Raw genomic sequence first — 16,268 nt, forward strand, 5'->3', positions numbered from 1 at the left:
AGTAGTAATTTGCGCAGATGACAGATATATCTAATATGATGATTGTTAACTAGATTAGAAAAGTAGCACAATTTAACTGACTAAAGACTGTTTATTCTTGGTTTTATTTTATTATTTTGTGCTAAAAAAATTAGCGAAAAATTATGTCTTCCATATAATTGTAATTTAAAATTTTATATTTCTGAAAATCAGGAATATGTATATTTTTTTATAAAACAATTTTGAATGAATTTTTTAAGTTTCATCACAACTTTTGTGGAGATGGGAACAATACTAACACAATATTTAAAAATGCTTTAAGTAAGCAAGGGATGTCGAATGAGATTTTATCAGGTTTACGGTTAGTGCTCAAAACGATTCGGAAAAGACTAGGATTTATATTTAGTATTAAAACACAGAGATTAAATGAAAAGATCTCATCCTGAGAGATCTGCGGATCAATTTATTCGAGCTAACAATATATTTGAAGAGTTCTCGACTGATGAATTATAGATACAATGCTTTGATAATCTTTGATTCTAGGTCAATAATAAGAACAGTTATTTAATAGAAATGATTTTAGACAACGAGAATAAGAATTTTAAGGTACATGAATGGATATCTTCTTTTACTGAAGAGGGCAGATTGGATATTGTGACTGGATATTTCACGATCGGTGCCCTTGCATGGTTGTCGAATGAAATCAACAGTAAAATAAGCGATTACCGATTTGTTTTAGGTGATATTGTTAACATTAGTAGTTCTGAAGAGCACCCATTAGATCTGTTAAACGAAAATATAACAATCGAAGCATCTTTAAAATTAAGCAAATTAGCAAAAGAAGCTGTTGCTTTCTTAAAACAGAATAACGTTTCAGCAAAAACTCTTGAACCGAATTTTTGCCATGCGAAGAGTTATATCTTTACTCCCGCAAAGAATGATGATAGAAATAAGTATTTTATTTCTGGAAGCTCAAATCTTACTGAAGCTGGAATTGGGCAGAAAATCACGTCTAATATTGAGTTAAATATTGCTGAGACTGGGAACAATAACCAATATAAAGAAATGGCTGACTGGTTTGAGACATTATGGAACAAACCACAGGCTCATAATCAGAAAACAATAATTAGCAGTGATGGCGTAATTTCGAAAATTGACTTTAAGCAATATCTCATTAATGAGATAGAACAGGTATTCATTAAATATTCACCCAGGGAGTTATACTTCAAAGTCCTTTTTGAAATATTTGGAAATCAGCTTATTGATCTGGAAAATGACGTAAATTTTAATAGGCAATTAGGAAAGCTTGAAAATTCTGTTGTGTTTAACTTGTTATATGAATTCCAAAAAAAAGGTGTTTTAAGCTTGATAAGAATGCTTCAAAAATTTAATGGTGCTATTTTAGCAGATGCCGTTGGATTAGGGAAAACATGGAGCGCCTTAGCAGTTATTAAATTTTTTCAACTACAGGGACGCGAAATAATTGTTTTGTGCCCAAAAAAATTAGAGCATAACTGGAGGAGGTATTTGAAAAACCAAGATGCTCGTTTTGAGAAGGATCAATTTGATTATTTTATTAGGTATCATACTGATCTGGATTCTAAACGAATGGAAAAATACGTTGATAGAGGCGATAAACTTTTTAGCAATGATAAACCAAAATTATTAGTAATTGATGAAAGCCATAATTTAAGAAATGACAAATCTGGCAGATATAAATTTCTTGTAGAAAAAATTTTAAAATATAATGATGATATAAAAGTCCTGCTTTTATCAGCTACACCAATCAATAACTCGTTAAATGATATTAGAAATCAATTTAAGCTTATGGTTAAAGGTAATATTGATGGGTTTAATGAAAGTTTAAATGTTCGTAATCTAGATTACTCATTTCGAACAGCGCAGAAAGTGTTTAATGATTGGCGGCAAGAGTTATCACCTCGGATTGCTGACTTTACTAGAAAATTGCCAGCCAATTTTTTTACGTTGACAGATTCACTCATAGTTGCCCGTACCCGAAAAATGGTAGAAGGGGAGCAAATGAACTTGTCCTTTCCGTTAAAAGCAAAACCGATTAATTTATTTGTGACACCACGTCATTTAGGTAATTTTGAATCTTTCGAGGAGTTATTTGATCATTTTCCACCAATGCTTTCTGGCTATCAACCAGCTTTTTACTTAGAAATTGAGAAAGATGAAGAGAAAAATATTCTCCATGACGAAAGACAAAGAGATCGTTTTTTGGTTAAGATGATGTACATTCTAATGGTCAAAAGACTAGAATCTTCTTGGTCTTCATTTTTTTCGACAGTAGAAAAGATAAAATTGCATCATGAAAATGTTTTAGAAAAAATTAGGCAATATCAGGCAGGTAAGCAAAACATGTTATTATCTGCCGATGAACAAATTCTTTTAGAAGATGACGAATTAATTCGGGATTTTGAAGATTTGTATCTAGGTAAAAAACGAAAAATAAGTTTACTTGACATAGATTCAGCTGGAAACTTAAATGCATTTAAAAAAGATTTAAAAAAAGATCTTGATTCGTTGGATCATTTGTTTGTGAATCTTGAAAAATTTAAAGGTAAGATTGAAAAAGAAATTCTGGTTCCAAACAACCAGCGGTCAACAGATGATAAATTAGAAGCTTTAATCCAACAGATAAATATAAAACGTGCTTCAGGCTATAATAATGGCAATCTGAAGTTAGTGATTTTCACTGTCTACAAAGATACGGCAGAATACCTATATTCTCAACTTAAAGAGCGGGGGTTCAATAGGCTCGCAATGGTATCGGGTTCTGGTTCACTTACGAGTGACAGCGACAAGGAAGTTGTTAATTTTGAACCAATATTGGAACGTTTCGCTCCCTATACCAAACTCTTTAAAGAGCGTGAATGGGGTTTTCAAACTGCGAAAAGTGGGATCGATGCTTATCATGAATGGATTGAATGGATTTCTATAAATAATTCGCGTGTGAACGAAATTATCCAAAATCCTATTGATATTTTAATTGCAACCGATGCTCTAAGTGAGGGACAAAATCTACAAGATGCAGATATGGTCATAAATTATGATATTCATTGGAATCCAGTCCGCATTATTCAAAGAATGGGACGGATAGACCGATTAGGCAGTCCTAATTCAAAAATTTTTGGAATAAATTTTTGGCCTTCAAATAATATTAATACATACTTAAATCTTCAGCAGAGAATTGAACAGCGCATGGCAGCTATGAAACTGGGGGGAGCTGAAGTTGATGAAAGTTTTTCAGAGACTTTTGCAGAAATGGTTCGTGATGAGTCTTTAGATCAAAGAATGACCAACAGAATGTTGAGTCAAATGCAAATAAGTTTCGATGATCTAGAAGCTGACGAAACGTTCGGATTTGACGATCTTTCACTCGAACGTTATAGGCAGGATTTGTTTGAAGAATATAACCGTGATAAGTTAAAATATCAAAGAATGCCAAAAGGGGTGTTTACTGGTTTTAAAGCCAATTCTCAGATATGTTCTGAAGAAGGTTTGATTGCTTTACTTGGTTACCCTAGCAGACCAAGCAAGTCCTTAACTCATGAGTATAAGGTATTTGATTTAATTTATATTAATAAGAACGGTGATTCTGTGATGCTAAATCAAAAAGACGTGTTAAATGCGCTAGCATATCATAAGGGTCAATACCGTTTTATCCCTGAAGCAATTGATAGTGGAGATGAAAAAGAGATAGGTGATTTAGTTAATGCTATTAAATCATGGTTAAGCACTCAAGCAACAGAGGAAGTTATTCAAGAGGATGGCTCAATTAAAAAAGTGATGGGAAAAACAGCAAAAGATTTATTGACAAAACTACGGACAGGTGATAAAAATGCATTAAATGACTTAAAGCAAAATATGAAGCTTGAAGAAAAATTTCAATTGGATAAATTTGATCTAATAACCTGGTTTTTAATTACTGTATAAAGATGAAACTTAAAATATTTAAGGACTTGGATTTTATTCATGCGATCAGATCTTTTTTTAAAGACCTGAATGTTCCCATGAATTATATTTCCGATAAGCCAACGACAGCGATAGATATGCTTCAAGACTTTTATAAAGCTAACGATACCTTCGACTTAATAGATGATGTATATTTTGCCGGTATCGTAGACGATGCTTCATTTAGAGGTAACGAATCTCTTTCGATTAGTAATATAAAGTCTGACTATGATGGGATATTAATTTTCGGTATCACTATAAAAAATAGTGTCAGCAAAACCTTACCCACGCGCTCGCAACTTGCTGAAATTACAAGGACTTTTAATAGGGCATTCTATTGCACACCTGTTGTTATAATATTTAAATATGACAATTATCTCGCCTTTGCTAACTCTGAACGATCTAAATACAAGCAGTCTTGGCGCGAAGGAGAAAAAGTTGGAAAAGTACGTTTGCTTCGGGATATTCAGACTGAAAATACTCACTCTGGACACATACGAATCTTGGAGGGTCTAAAACTTCCAACAACAGGAAGTAGGAAAGTTGATTCATTTAGCTCTCTTTACATATACTGGCAGGAGGTGTTTAATGTAAGTCTATTGAATAAAAAGTTCTATCAAGAGCTCTCTACTTGGTATTTTTGGGCAACCAAGCATGTTATTTTTCCCGGTGCTCCAACTGAAAGTGATGTGATTAGCCAAAATGTATCGCTAAAAGATTTAGTCCAGGAACATAACGCAACAAATGTTATTAGGATGTTAACGAGGCTGTTATTCGTTTGGTTTATTAGAGAAAAGAAGCTAATACCTGAAGAACTATTTAATCTTGATAGCTTACAAAAAGATATTTTAAAAAAGATAGAGCCCTACCATGAGCACGGGTTATTTACAGAAAGAAATTTGGAAAGCGTTTACTACAAGGCTATTCTGCAAAATTTATTCTTCGCAACACTAAATTGTCCAATTGAATCGGAAAGCATAGATAGAAGACAAAGAGGTTTTAGGGGAGAAGGTTATGGAACCAATAGGGGGATTGACTATTTAATGCGGTACAAACAGCACTTTAAAGATCCTGAAGCATTCCTTTCAAAAGTAAACAAAGTGGTGCCATTTCTAAACGGTGGTTTGTTTGAATGTTTGGATGATAAATTTAATAATTTATACGTCGATGGATTTTCAGATCAAATGATTAAAGGAGAGCAACTTGTTGTTCCGGATTATTTATTCTTTGGTTTGGAGGAAGAAGAAGATATAAGTGATATCATTGGAATCAACGATAAAAAGTATAAAAAGGCAGCAGTTAAAGGTTTAATAAATATACTTAAATCCTATAAATTTACAATTATTGAAAATACCCCAATTGAAGAGGATGTTGCTCTCGACCCAGAACTTTTGGGGAAGGTGTTTGAAAATCTTTTGGCTTCTTATAACCCTGAAACCAAAACTACTGCAAGAAAGCAAACTGGATCGTTTTATACACCGCGTGAAGTTGTGAACTACATGGTTGACGAAACTTTAGTTAGCTATCTGAAACGGAAAATTAAGGAATGGGATGGTTTGAGTTCGGAATCTATCGATAGTGAACTTCGGGATTTAATATCTTTTGGAAGCAACGTTCCATTTGTCGATTCACCAGAGTTGAAGTTAAATATTATTAATGCATTAAGTACATGTACCATTTTTGACCCTGCGTGCGGATCAGGTGCATTCCCGATGGGAGCATTACAAAAAATGGTGCATATTCTTCAAAAGTTAGATCCAGATAATAGAATCTGGAAACAAATTCAGGAGACAAAAGCAAAAAAAGAGGCAGAAGAAGCTTTCGACATCAATGATAAGAGCGTAAGGGAGCAAAGGTTGATAGAAATAAATGAGGCGTTTGATCAGAATATAAATGATCCTGATTATGCTAGAAAACTTTTTTTAATAGAGAATAGCATATACGGGGTTGATATACAGCCAATCGCTACACAGATTTCTAAATTACGTTTTTTTATTTCTTTGGTAGTTGAACAAAAAGTGAACCCCAACAGAGAGAACTTTGGTATCCGACCGTTACCAAATTTGGAGACTAAATTTGTAACAGCTAATACATTAATTGATATTGAAAAGGAAGGAAATTTGTTTTCGACAGATGATATCAAAATACTTGAGCTACAGTTAAAAGATATCAGGAGTAAATTATTTGGTGCCCGTACAAAGGAAACTAAGTTAAAGTACAGAAGTAAAGATAAAGCGCTTCGTGAATTAATAGCTGAAAAATTAAAGAGTCAAGGTTTACCTGTATACAGTGCCGAAAAGCTAGCAAACTGGGATCCCTTTGATCAAAATTCTACTTCATCTTTCTTTGATCCGGAATGGATGTTTGATATAAAAGATGGCTTTGACATAATCATAGGTAATCCCCCGTATAAAATTGTTGGTGCAGACGAATCCAGAGAACAAAGTTACTACAGGGAAAGATATAAAATGGCTTCGTATAAAATCAACTTGTACGTACTGTTCTTAGAAAATGGGTTAGATAATTTAGATTCTACAAATGGTTGTTTATCTTTTATTATACCAAAATCTTTAGTCTTCAATACATACCTGAATGATTCTCGAACTAGATTACTTGAAGAATATGCTATTCCTAAAATAGTGGAGATCAACGAACGTGTATTCGAAAATGTTGAAGTTGGAGATAACATTATTTTTTTTGGTAGTTCAGATGATCAACCATTGAAGAATATCTTGGAGTATCAAATAGTAAAACAAGTTTCTCCTTTTGATGTTGTCGAAAGTTTCATGACGAAGCAGGCTGATCTAGTCAACAATCATGATTCAAATTTTTATCCAAAGTTAAAAATAGAAAATCTTTCAGAAATTCAACTTGATGAGATTGCTGTTCTTTCAAATGGATTAAATCCTGGAAATGTTAAACATATACTAATTTCTGAATCGAAAATTTCGGAAAAACATCAAAAGATGGTCCTTGGAAAAGATATTAAAAACTATAATGTTAAATGGTCCGGTACTTGGGTTAATTACGATAAAACTTTAAAAAATTCTCTTACAATAAAGGATATACGATCAAAGAGTGGGATGGTTGCACAAAAGAAAGTAGATTTCGCGTTGAGGAACCCAAATATATATGTTAAAAACAAAATTTTAGTTAGGAAAACTTCAGATCACATAATCGCAGCTTACGATCGTGATGGTTATTATTTTGATTCTCTTGCTTATGGAATTCAACTAAAAGAGTCAACAAAATTGTCTATCTATTATATATTAGGATTATTAAATTCAAAATTTGTTAATCATTTTCATCAGAAAATATCCTTAAATAAAGGAAAGGTTTTTGCGAAAGTGTTGTTGAAAAATTTGGCTAGTATACCTATAAGGAACATAAATTTTGACGATGCATATGAGCAATCGATCCACGATGTAATTTCTGAAGTAGCGTTCTATTTAGTTCATACTAATGATTCTAATGTACATGAAATTTTTCAAAGCATTATTGATTCACTTATACTAGAATTGTACTTTGGCGAGCATATGAAAGAAAATAATATTGATGTGTATAAATATATAAAAGATGATTTTATCCATCAAAATTTTAAAAGGGATATAGATGATTCTAACTTGCCTGGAAAGATAAATAATTTGTATTCTAAATATTCTCATCCAGATAACGAAGTAATTAATAGGTTTAAATTATTTTCAGTGAGAAGTCCAGAGATATTAAAACCAATAATGGAAAGCTGATGAAGAGAATCAAGGAAATAACAATTAAGAATTTTAAGGCATTTCAGAGTGAACAGGTTTTTTCAATTGAGGGAAAACATGTGTTAGTTTATGGTAATAACGGCTCTGGCAAATCCTCTTTATTTTGGGCCTTATATACATTTTTGCAAAGTAGTACTAAGGACGATGATCAAGTACAGAAGTATTTTAAGAAATATCTGGAGTCCGACAAAGGAACTCATCAAACATTAAGAAATGTTTTTGTTGACGCAAAAGAGGATTCGTACATAAAATTAACTTCGATAGATACAGACACTCAAGTTGAGCAGACTTTTACGATTTCGCATGACGTTATCAATACGAATAACCCGGCAGATACCCTTATACAAGAGTTAAATTTGGCAAGTGATTTTATCAATTATAAGCTTCTTCAAAATTTTTATCGCTCCTCGCACAAGCAGGAGGTGAATTTGTGGCCAGTATTTGAGCGTGACATTTTTCCCTTCTTGATGGATGGGGCTAATAACTGGCTTAATGACATCATCAAAAAGCCGACGTTGGATGTTCCTCGAAGTCCAAAAGGTGCAGTTGCTTCGCGGGGCAGAAAGACCAAATACATCGAAGGTATCGACGCCCTAAACGTGAGAATCCAAAATTTACTTTCAAGAATAGCAGAGAATGCTAACAATTTTCTAAAAGACCATTTTTACGAAGGTAAAGATGTAATGCGCGTTAGCCTAAGTTTTGAAGGCAAATTTAATTTTGATTTGATCAAAACAAAAATTTGGGGAGACAGAAAACAAAGTATTCGAGAGGAAGAGTTGCAGATTAAATTAACAGTTGATGTTTTTGACGAACATTACCCTGGTAACTGGCGAAGAATTGAGAGAGTTCATTCTTTTTTAAATGAGGCTCAGCTAACAAGGATCGCTATCGGAATACGTGTTGGTGCCCTAAGAAATAGACCTTTGGCGGCTGCCAAATTTAAAATATTAGTGCTTGATGATATGTTGTTAAGCTTAGATTTATCAAACAGGATGGATGTAGTGCGCATTATTCTTAATAAGGAAAATAAAGATGAGTTGAAATTTTTTGATGGACTTCAAAAATTTATTTTTACTCATGATAAAGGTTTCTTTAACCTACTTCGTAGAAATACAAACGATGAAGAGTGGGTCTATTTCGATTTTAATAAAGTAGAGACCAGTAACGATGCCCCATCAATAAAAGAAAATTTAACTCCCCTCCAACTTGCAATTAAAAATTTTGACCAAAATGAGTTTGAAAATGCAGGCAACAATCTACGGTTAGAAGCTGAGGCAATTTTGTCTTCCTTTCTTGATCCAGAAATGAAAAATATGGGTACAGGTTTTACAACTTTAAAAAATAAGTTAAATGAAGCCTATAATATAGTTTCATCTGATAGTTACTTAAAATTTAAACAGACCTTTATTAAGAGTGAATATGACATTGCCAAGATTAAGAAAATTGCTACAGATTTTGAAAACGATGATGCACTGGATGCTGGCGATAAAGGAAGATTGAGGACTTATCGAAACCGTCTTCTTAATTTTTTCATTGAAATGAACGAAAAAAATTTATCTAAAGAGAAAGTTTTGCATGATGTTGAAGAAATTCTTGATAGAATTCTTAATCCAGCTTCTCATCATACAGATAACCCGCTCCATAGAGCGGAATTAAAAGACGCTATTGAAAGAATTAAAGATTTAAAAGAACACTTAGATCAATAATAATTAATTGGAGAAATGAGATTTTTGCATGTTTTCAATATTTTACTTTGCAGCAGAGTTAAGTCTGGCAAATAGTATAGTTGTGTAAAATATAGTATGTCTTTTAAGGCAATCTACTAATTTGGCAATAGGACAGGTTACCTAAAAAGCAAATCTGAAATTTTTTGTTATTCTCGGTCGAAATCACTGTAGACAGTCGATAAAAGATTGTTATAGTTCGCTCCAAATGGTGCTCTTTTTGTAACGTGAAGGCTCAAAAAGCAAGTATTAATTTAGAAATAAAACTGTCTGTAAATATTTAAAAACTTATTTTTGTAGAATGGGGAATTATATTTCAAAGGAAAGCATATCATGAAAAGCCATGAAATTGTAACCTCAATAGGTTTACAGAGAGCGATATCGGTCGATTCGGAATTTAATAAACTTTCCGAAAGTCAGGTTCTTGTTTTAGATCAGATTCGTGAATTTGAAGTTGATGCTGTATACTTTAATACCGATGATGCTGGAAACAGTTTTCCTGCAATCTTCGTAAAAAGTGTTAATTTATTTGATGCCAAGATCTTACGGGAAATAGCGGAAGCACAACGTAAGATTTGGAATTATAAAAAGGTCCTCTTCTTATATGTTTACTCGGAATTTGAGTTGCGTATCTACAACTGTTCTGATAAACCACTCACTATAACGCAAAACAATTTCGACGAAGAAAAAGAACTGCAAAAAATCGAGATTGTTCGTTACGTATTTTCTGACAGCGAAAAATTGGACCAGCTAAATAGACTCTTTTCTATGATGGCAATTGATTCGGGAAGCATATGGACGCTTGAAGAAGCCGAGTTTGTTAGAAAAAAAATCAATATACAAAAGAGGGTTGATAAATACCTCGTGGAAAGCTTGGTAAATACTGCCAAGCAGCTCGAAGACCAAGGGTTGGAGATAAATCTAATTCATAGACTTATTTTACGATCGCTTTTTTTATTGTATCTCGAAGACAGGGATGCAACCGATGAGAAGTTTTACTCCAATATTATGAAAGGAGCTAAATCTTTTTTCGATATTCTTGAAGATACCACAGCAACTTATGCCCTTTTCCAAAAATTGGATGATCATTTCAATGGGAATGTGTTTAGCATGACTGATGATGAGAATATAAGCGTTGCTCAACTCCAACTTATAAAAAAGTGTTTTATAAGTGGTAATGATCACACACCTCAAGCTAACTTATTTGTAAATTGGCGACTATTCGATTTTAGTATTATCCAGATTGAACTTTTAAGCGAAATCTATGAAAATTTTCTTTTCGAGACAGACCCGGAACTAAAAAAACAAACTGGTACATATTACACACCTCCTACCTTGGTTGAGTTTATCCTCAACGAGCAACTGCCTGTAAACAATGGCGAGACAGATTATGAACTTAAAATTCTTGATCCTACATGTGGATCCGGTATTTTTTTGGTTGAAAGCTTTAAGCGTTTGGTCAAGCGTTACGAAAATCACCATAAGCGGAAACTAACTGACTTTAACGAATTGAAGAAACTGCTTACCGAGCATATTTTTGGAATTGAACTTCACCCGCAAGCAATCAAGGTTGCCGCCTTTAGTTTATATCTCGCACTGGTCGATAATCTGAATCCAAAGACCATTTGGCAGAGTAAACATTATAGACTGCCAAACCTTATAAATAATCCTAATGATGGGGCCCTTAAAGAGCAGGGTAATAATCTGTTTTGTAGGGATACCATTGAAATCAACCCCGAAATAGAAAGCATCAGATTTGATTTGGTAGTAGGAAATCCGCCATTTGGCACGGATATAAAATCGGAGTCGATTAGGACATATTGTGATCAACATGGCTTCGCAAAAGAAATGGTTCTGCCTTTTTTGCACAAGGCCGCATCTTTTGCACCTGACGGGAAAATTGCTCTTATCTTCAATACAAAGGTATTGACAAATACAGGTTCTAATTATCAAAATTTCAGACGATGGCTTTTTAATGAATGTTATGTGGAAAAGGTTTATAACTTTTCTATTCTTCGTAATGCCAAAAAAAATTTTGGAGGACAGTTATTTGGAGATGCGACAGGCCCTATAAGTATTGTCTACTACCAAAAGTTAGCGCCTGAGGATCCTTCTGATAAAATAATTTATGTAGCGCCTAAAACATATATCAAGTCCAATATTATCGAAGGATTGAGCATCGATTTTTCAGATGTCAAACATCTTCCACGTGAAGAATGTAGAAAAGATAACACCAAGATATGGAAGGTCGCTATGTGGGGAGGTATGAGTGACTGGCAATTGGTTGAAAGACTAAGTAGTAGCGTGTACCAAGATATCGAATCTTACAACAAGAATTATAATATACAATCAGCTGTTGGGTTTCAGCTTTTAACACAAGTTAAAGATAAGCCCAAGATGTCAAAAATTCTGACCCGGCTACCTTATTTGGATACTGATCTTATCACAAAATATTACACACCCGATACCGTATTGGGTAATGTGAGAAATTCAATAAAGACAGCTAAGGCAAAAGATTTTTACACTAAACTTTACGAAGTACAGAATATTTCGCAGATTGATCAACTTACATCATTCAGAAGACTTGGCGATGTTGATGCATTCACAAATCCGCATATTTTATTAAAAAAAGGACTTGAAATGAATACTGTGTGCGCCACCTATATTAGTAAGGATTGTTCGTTCAGAGATGGGGTATATGGATTCTATTCAAATATTGATGAAGTTGAAAGATTACATACTTTAATGGCTTACTTTAACTCTTCCATAAGCACTTACTTTTTGTTTATGACTATTTCTTCTTACGGTATTGAAAGAGAACAGATAATGAAAGGAGAGTATTTATCAATACCGATTAACCTTAGTAAAGAAGAAGATGATCTAATTGCTAGTACGTCGAGGGATATTATTTCGAAGCTTAAGAGTAAATCTTTCCTATATGATTATATCGAAGAACAAGATATTAAAATTCAAATTGACTTTATTGATCAGATAATTTTTAAGAGTTTCGACCTTACTGATAATGAGATTGTTGTAATCAATGATGCAATAAAATTCAGCATAGATTTGTTTCATAAGCAGGAAAAATCACATGCACTGTATCAAGTTTTGCAGGAGCAGATTACGTTATATTCAGACATTATCAGCACTGAAATAAATGATTTATTGGATGGGCAGGATCTTTTTGCAAATATGACATGCTATAATATAAGCAGATATACGTCTTTAATAGTTACAAAATTGACATTTGAAAATGTGAAAAAAGATATTTGTTTCTCTGAAGAATACATTGACGATGAGCTTCGTAGACTTGATAATTATCTTTGGGAACGGAAATCAACTAATATTTACTTTAGGAAAAAACTCAACTATAAAGATGGAAGGGATATCTTTATAATCCGACCTAACCAGCGCCGTTTCTGGACTCAGTCAATGGCACTAGAAGATGCATCCGAATTAATTTTAGAAATTTTAAACGGCAATTAGGATGGCTATAGATAATGAAATCTACCAGAATTTCAAAATTGCATTTGAAAATCGCTGTTTTAAGCTTCTCACTCAAGCTTATCAAACTTCATTAACCAGGAATGTAATCCAGCTAGATTGGAATGAAAATGATATTTCTTCTGAATTGCACGAATACATAAAAGTAAACCCGCTTAGGTCTAAATGGAAAGTTTCTTCCAATGTCGAGGCTCATCTTCCAATAGCAATTTCAAAATTAAAAGGTTTTTCAGCTACATTTCCACGAATTGATTTCCGCTTAACATCTTTTATGTCCGCATTTGAATATGAGTACTTTTTTGAAGCTAAAAATCTTAAAGAAAGAGATTCAGCGTTAAAGCGCAGATATATTGATACGGGAATCGACAATTTCACATCAGGTAAGTATAAAGAAGGTAGCCTTGTCGGATATGTTCTGGATGGTGTTACAGTTAATACAATAGATGGAATCAATAAGTTGCTGAAGAAAGACAGTAGAGGTACTGAAAGATTGATTAGGAAATTAAATGTTCTGCATAGTGATTATTATGAATCCGAGCACAGTAAAATTGGTACGATAAAACACTTTCTCCTTAATTTTGTTCCAATTTAATTTTGCAAGTAGTAAAAATATACGTATTACTTTCACTGCTTACCAAGTTTTTTCGATTTTTTCGAATAATATTAATTTTAGTAATCTTTTGTTTAGCTCGGGATTCCGCTAAAAGTGGTTGTTTGCATGTTTTGGTCGTTTTGGTTCATATACCAATAAATTTGACCCTCTGTCGCCAATTTTAGAATACTCCGAAACAAAATGGTTATCAGGATGTAATCAAAAAATTATTTTGGTGAAGAGCGGTCAATAGGTTATGGTTTTCCAGTGACGGTTTAGATACTGAGTTATTAAATTTACTTGCTAATCGGGTTAGATAAAAAATCTAATTAAGTATTCAATAAACAGTCAATTATGCTTTGTCTGTTAGTAAGAATTGCATATATTTGTACTTGAAAACTAAAACGTTCTTTAAGTTAATACGTGAAAATTGGTAATTATATTTTTAATGTCTTACTTGTGGCAATTTAATGGCACTCAAAAATATTAAAAATGTAACATGCAGAATATTAGCGCTTTATTGGTTAGGGTTCGATTCCCGTCCATTCCGCGCTCAGATGAGAACTGAAAATTGATTTTTGAAAATAAAGATAAAGAGTGTGGCAATATCGTGGCAATTTGCATTCTTAAAATAAAAAAATCAATGTCTATCGTATATGGAAGGAGTAGGTGAGAATCCCTCTCTCTCCGCAAGTTGGAGAAATTAAATTTAAACAAACCCTTGTTAATTATATAATTAACAAGGGTTTGTTGTTTTTGATACATACCAAAATTATTCATTTATGCTTAAAACGGAAGGGTTTTACATTAAACGAACAATCAGACGTTATTTATATTAAATACCGACTTTAACATATGAGATATATTCAGCATATTCTCTGCATAGAAGTTTATTAATTAAATGAAATTCTCTCATAATCCGAAAACTTCGCTGATCTCTTCTATATCTGCACCTTTATAATCTGCATAAATATGAGCATGAAATTCGTTCAGGCTTTTTAGTATTCTAAAAAGCTCACTTTTCTCTTCATCCATTAATTTTCCGGATAAAATATTTGATGTCATATTTACTTTATTAACAGACTTATGAAACATTTCTTCACCTTTTTTTGTGATGTTCAGTCTTTTGCTTCTTTTGTCGTCGTTGTCATTTTTTTCTTCTATCAGACCATATTCCAGCAGTCTTTTTATGATTTGAGTTCCGGTTTGTTTTTCGTGTCCGTTTCGTTCGATAAGCTGGATTTTTGTAAGATCTGGCTCATCTTTTAAGCGGTACAGATAAGTGAACTCTTCATTGGCGAGCTCAGGAAAATCTCCCAGACCTTTCCTTATCAATTGTTTGGAATATCTGCTCAAAAGCAAAACCTGTTTGCAGATTTCGTTTTCGGTAAAAAAAACTTTATGCTTTTCATTTTTAAAGAGCTTTGTAGGGCTTTCTTCTGTATATTTTTTGTCGTTCAGCCACATTCGGAAATCTTCCACATTACAATTAGGCTTATAGGCTTTCGAGTTTTCAAAATCCTTTACCTTAAGAAGAAGATCAATAAAAAAATCAGTGTGCATAGTTTAATTTATGTAAAGATATAGGTTTTACTTATTTTGAGCCAATCAAAGTTTAATACTTCCCATTCCACCGTCAATCCCAATGATTTGTCCCGTTATCCAAGAAGAATCGGCTGACAGTAAAAACTCGGTTATTTTTGCCATTTCCTCAGCATTTCCAACTCTTTGCAGAGGATGTCTTTTTCCGGAAGCTTCACGTTTTTCCGGAGTGGATAAAAGTTGTGATGCAAGATGTGTATCTGTTAAAGAAGGTGCTATCGCATTGACTCTAATTTTCTGAGCAGAGAATTCAGCTGCAAGACTTTTCGTCAAACCTTCGACAGCGTTTTTACTGGTTGAAATAGAGGCGTGAAAGGGCATTCCCAGTTTTGCAGCTACTGAACTAAACAATACAATAGAAGCACTTTCTGACTTTTTCAAATTAGGAAGCAATTTCTGAATACATTTCACTGCACCTAAAACATTGATTTCGAAATCATTTTTAAAGTCATCTTCCGTCAATCGATTAAAAGGTTTAAGATTAATGCTTCCGGGTGCATAAACAAGACCATCAACAACTTCCGGGAAATTAATGTCATCCAGATTTCCGTTAAGAATATCCAGTTGATGAAATTCAATATTCAGTTTTTCCAATTCAGGATTATGAGTTCTCGAAATTCCTATAACGTTATTATTTTCCGATAGAATTTTTGCAGTGGCAAATCCGATTCCCTGTCCGCAACCCATGATTATTATATTTTTCATCGTTTAGAAATTTTATTATGACTTATTGTTCTTTGTCTGCTGCATTTAAATCTGTTAATTTCCGGGTTTCTTTTCATCAGATGTTTTTTACTGATTCCGGAATTCACTCTTTTTCTCCAAAGCCTAAAACTTGATGGTTTCAGTTCGGTTCTCATCAATTCAATCACTTCAGATTCAGCTATTTTAAATTGAAATTCGATGGCCTCAAAAGGCGTTCTGTCTTCCCAAGCCATTTCGATAATTCGGTCTGTTTGTTCGGGTCTAAATTTTTTCAGCATTTTTGTTCAGATTTTTATTTCTTCGGCATCTTTCGCTGCAATATTTTACGTCTTCCCAGTTTTTCTTCCACTTTTTACGCCAGTTAAAAGATAATCCACAAACTTCGCAGATTTTTGAAGGCAAGTCAGCAGGCAT

9 protein-coding genes are annotated in these 16,268 nt (G+C 33.3%); 5 read left to right on the forward strand and 4 right to left on the reverse strand.

Annotation, left to right across the window (positions count from 1 at the left end):
• Positions 1–552 precede the first annotated feature (552 nt).
• From EG348_RS17015 to EG348_RS17035, 5 genes are all read left to right on the forward strand, one after another.
• Positions 553–3,939, forward strand: a complete 3,387-nt coding sequence (locus EG348_RS17015; protein ID WP_123984166.1) for an SNF2-related protein — start codon at positions 553–555, stop codon at positions 3,937–3,939.
• Between the two features lie 2 nt (positions 3,940–3,941).
• Positions 3,942–7,703 (forward strand): Eco57I restriction-modification methylase domain-containing protein, encoded by a 3,762-nt coding sequence (locus EG348_RS17020; RefSeq protein ID WP_123984167.1) that lies wholly within the window; start codon positions 3,942–3,944, stop codon positions 7,701–7,703.
• Entirely contained in the window at positions 7,703–9,433 is a 1,731-nt protein-coding gene (locus tag EG348_RS17025) for an ATP-binding protein (RefSeq protein WP_123984168.1), read from the forward strand. Before EG348_RS17020 ends, EG348_RS17025 begins: the two co-directional genes overlap by 1 nt.
• 351 nt (positions 9,434–9,784) lie before the next feature.
• On the forward strand, positions 9,785–12,937 hold the full coding sequence (locus tag EG348_RS17030; protein WP_123984169.1) for a class I SAM-dependent DNA methyltransferase: 3,153 nt from the start codon (positions 9,785–9,787) through the stop codon (positions 12,935–12,937).
• Between the two features lies 1 nt (position 12,938).
• On the forward strand, positions 12,939–13,547 hold the full coding sequence (locus EG348_RS17035; protein WP_123984170.1) for a hypothetical protein: 609 nt from the start codon (positions 12,939–12,941) through the stop codon (positions 13,545–13,547).
• A gap of 912 nt (positions 13,548–14,459) precedes the next feature.
• Here EG348_RS17035 and EG348_RS17040 read toward each other — a convergent pair.
• The 4 genes from EG348_RS17040 to EG348_RS17055 are packed head-to-tail and all read right to left on the reverse strand — an operon-like array spanning position 14,460 to position 16,268.
• Positions 14,460–15,110 (reverse strand): MarR family winged helix-turn-helix transcriptional regulator, encoded by a 651-nt coding sequence (locus EG348_RS17040; protein WP_123984171.1) that lies wholly within the window; start codon positions 15,108–15,110, stop codon positions 14,460–14,462.
• 45 nt (positions 15,111–15,155) lie between these two features.
• Positions 15,156–15,854, reverse strand: coding sequence for an SDR family NAD(P)-dependent oxidoreductase (locus EG348_RS17045; RefSeq protein WP_123984172.1), 699 nt, complete (start codon positions 15,852–15,854; stop codon positions 15,156–15,158).
• On the reverse strand, positions 15,851–16,132 hold the full coding sequence (locus tag EG348_RS17050; RefSeq protein WP_123984173.1) for a TIGR03643 family protein: 282 nt from the start codon (positions 16,130–16,132) through the stop codon (positions 15,851–15,853). The genes EG348_RS17045 and EG348_RS17050 overlap by 4 nt, the downstream gene beginning before the upstream one ends.
• The gene (locus EG348_RS17055) at positions 16,116–16,268 is read right to left on the reverse strand and encodes a DUF2256 domain-containing protein (RefSeq protein ID WP_123984174.1); all 153 of its coding nucleotides are present in this window, start codon (positions 16,266–16,268) and stop codon (positions 16,116–16,118) included. The genes EG348_RS17050 and EG348_RS17055 overlap by 17 nt, the downstream gene beginning before the upstream one ends.

Origin of the sequence: Chryseobacterium sp. G0201 (genome assembly GCF_003815655.1) — a bacterium.
Taxonomy (GTDB): domain Bacteria; phylum Bacteroidota; class Bacteroidia; order Flavobacteriales; family Weeksellaceae; genus Chryseobacterium.

What these genes read in the sequence shown, in the direction of transcription:
- EG348_RS17035 (WP_123984170.1), top strand. Translation starts at nt 12,939, where the DNA reads ATGGCTATAGATAATGAAATCTACCAGAATTTCAAAATTGCATTTGAA.
- EG348_RS17020 (WP_123984167.1), top strand. Translation starts at nt 3,942, where the DNA reads ATGAAACTTAAAATATTTAAGGACTTGGATTTTATTCATGCGATCAGA.
- EG348_RS17050 (WP_123984173.1), bottom strand. Translation starts at nt 16,132, where the DNA reads ATGCTGAAAAAATTTAGACCCGAACAAACAGACCGAATTATCGAAATG.
- EG348_RS17055 (WP_123984174.1), bottom strand. Translation starts at nt 16,268, where the DNA reads ATGCCTGCTGACTTGCCTTCAAAAATCTGCGAAGTTTGTGGATTATCT.
- EG348_RS17030 (WP_123984169.1), top strand. Translation starts at nt 9,785, where the DNA reads ATGAAAAGCCATGAAATTGTAACCTCAATAGGTTTACAGAGAGCGATA.
- EG348_RS17015 (WP_123984166.1), top strand. Translation starts at nt 553, where the DNA reads ATGATTTTAGACAACGAGAATAAGAATTTTAAGGTACATGAATGGATA.
- EG348_RS17045 (WP_123984172.1), bottom strand. Translation starts at nt 15,854, where the DNA reads ATGAAAAATATAATAATCATGGGTTGCGGACAGGGAATCGGATTTGCC.
- EG348_RS17025 (WP_123984168.1), top strand. Translation starts at nt 7,703, where the DNA reads ATGAAGAGAATCAAGGAAATAACAATTAAGAATTTTAAGGCATTTCAG.
- EG348_RS17040 (WP_123984171.1), bottom strand. Translation starts at nt 15,110, where the DNA reads ATGCACACTGATTTTTTTATTGATCTTCTTCTTAAGGTAAAGGATTTT.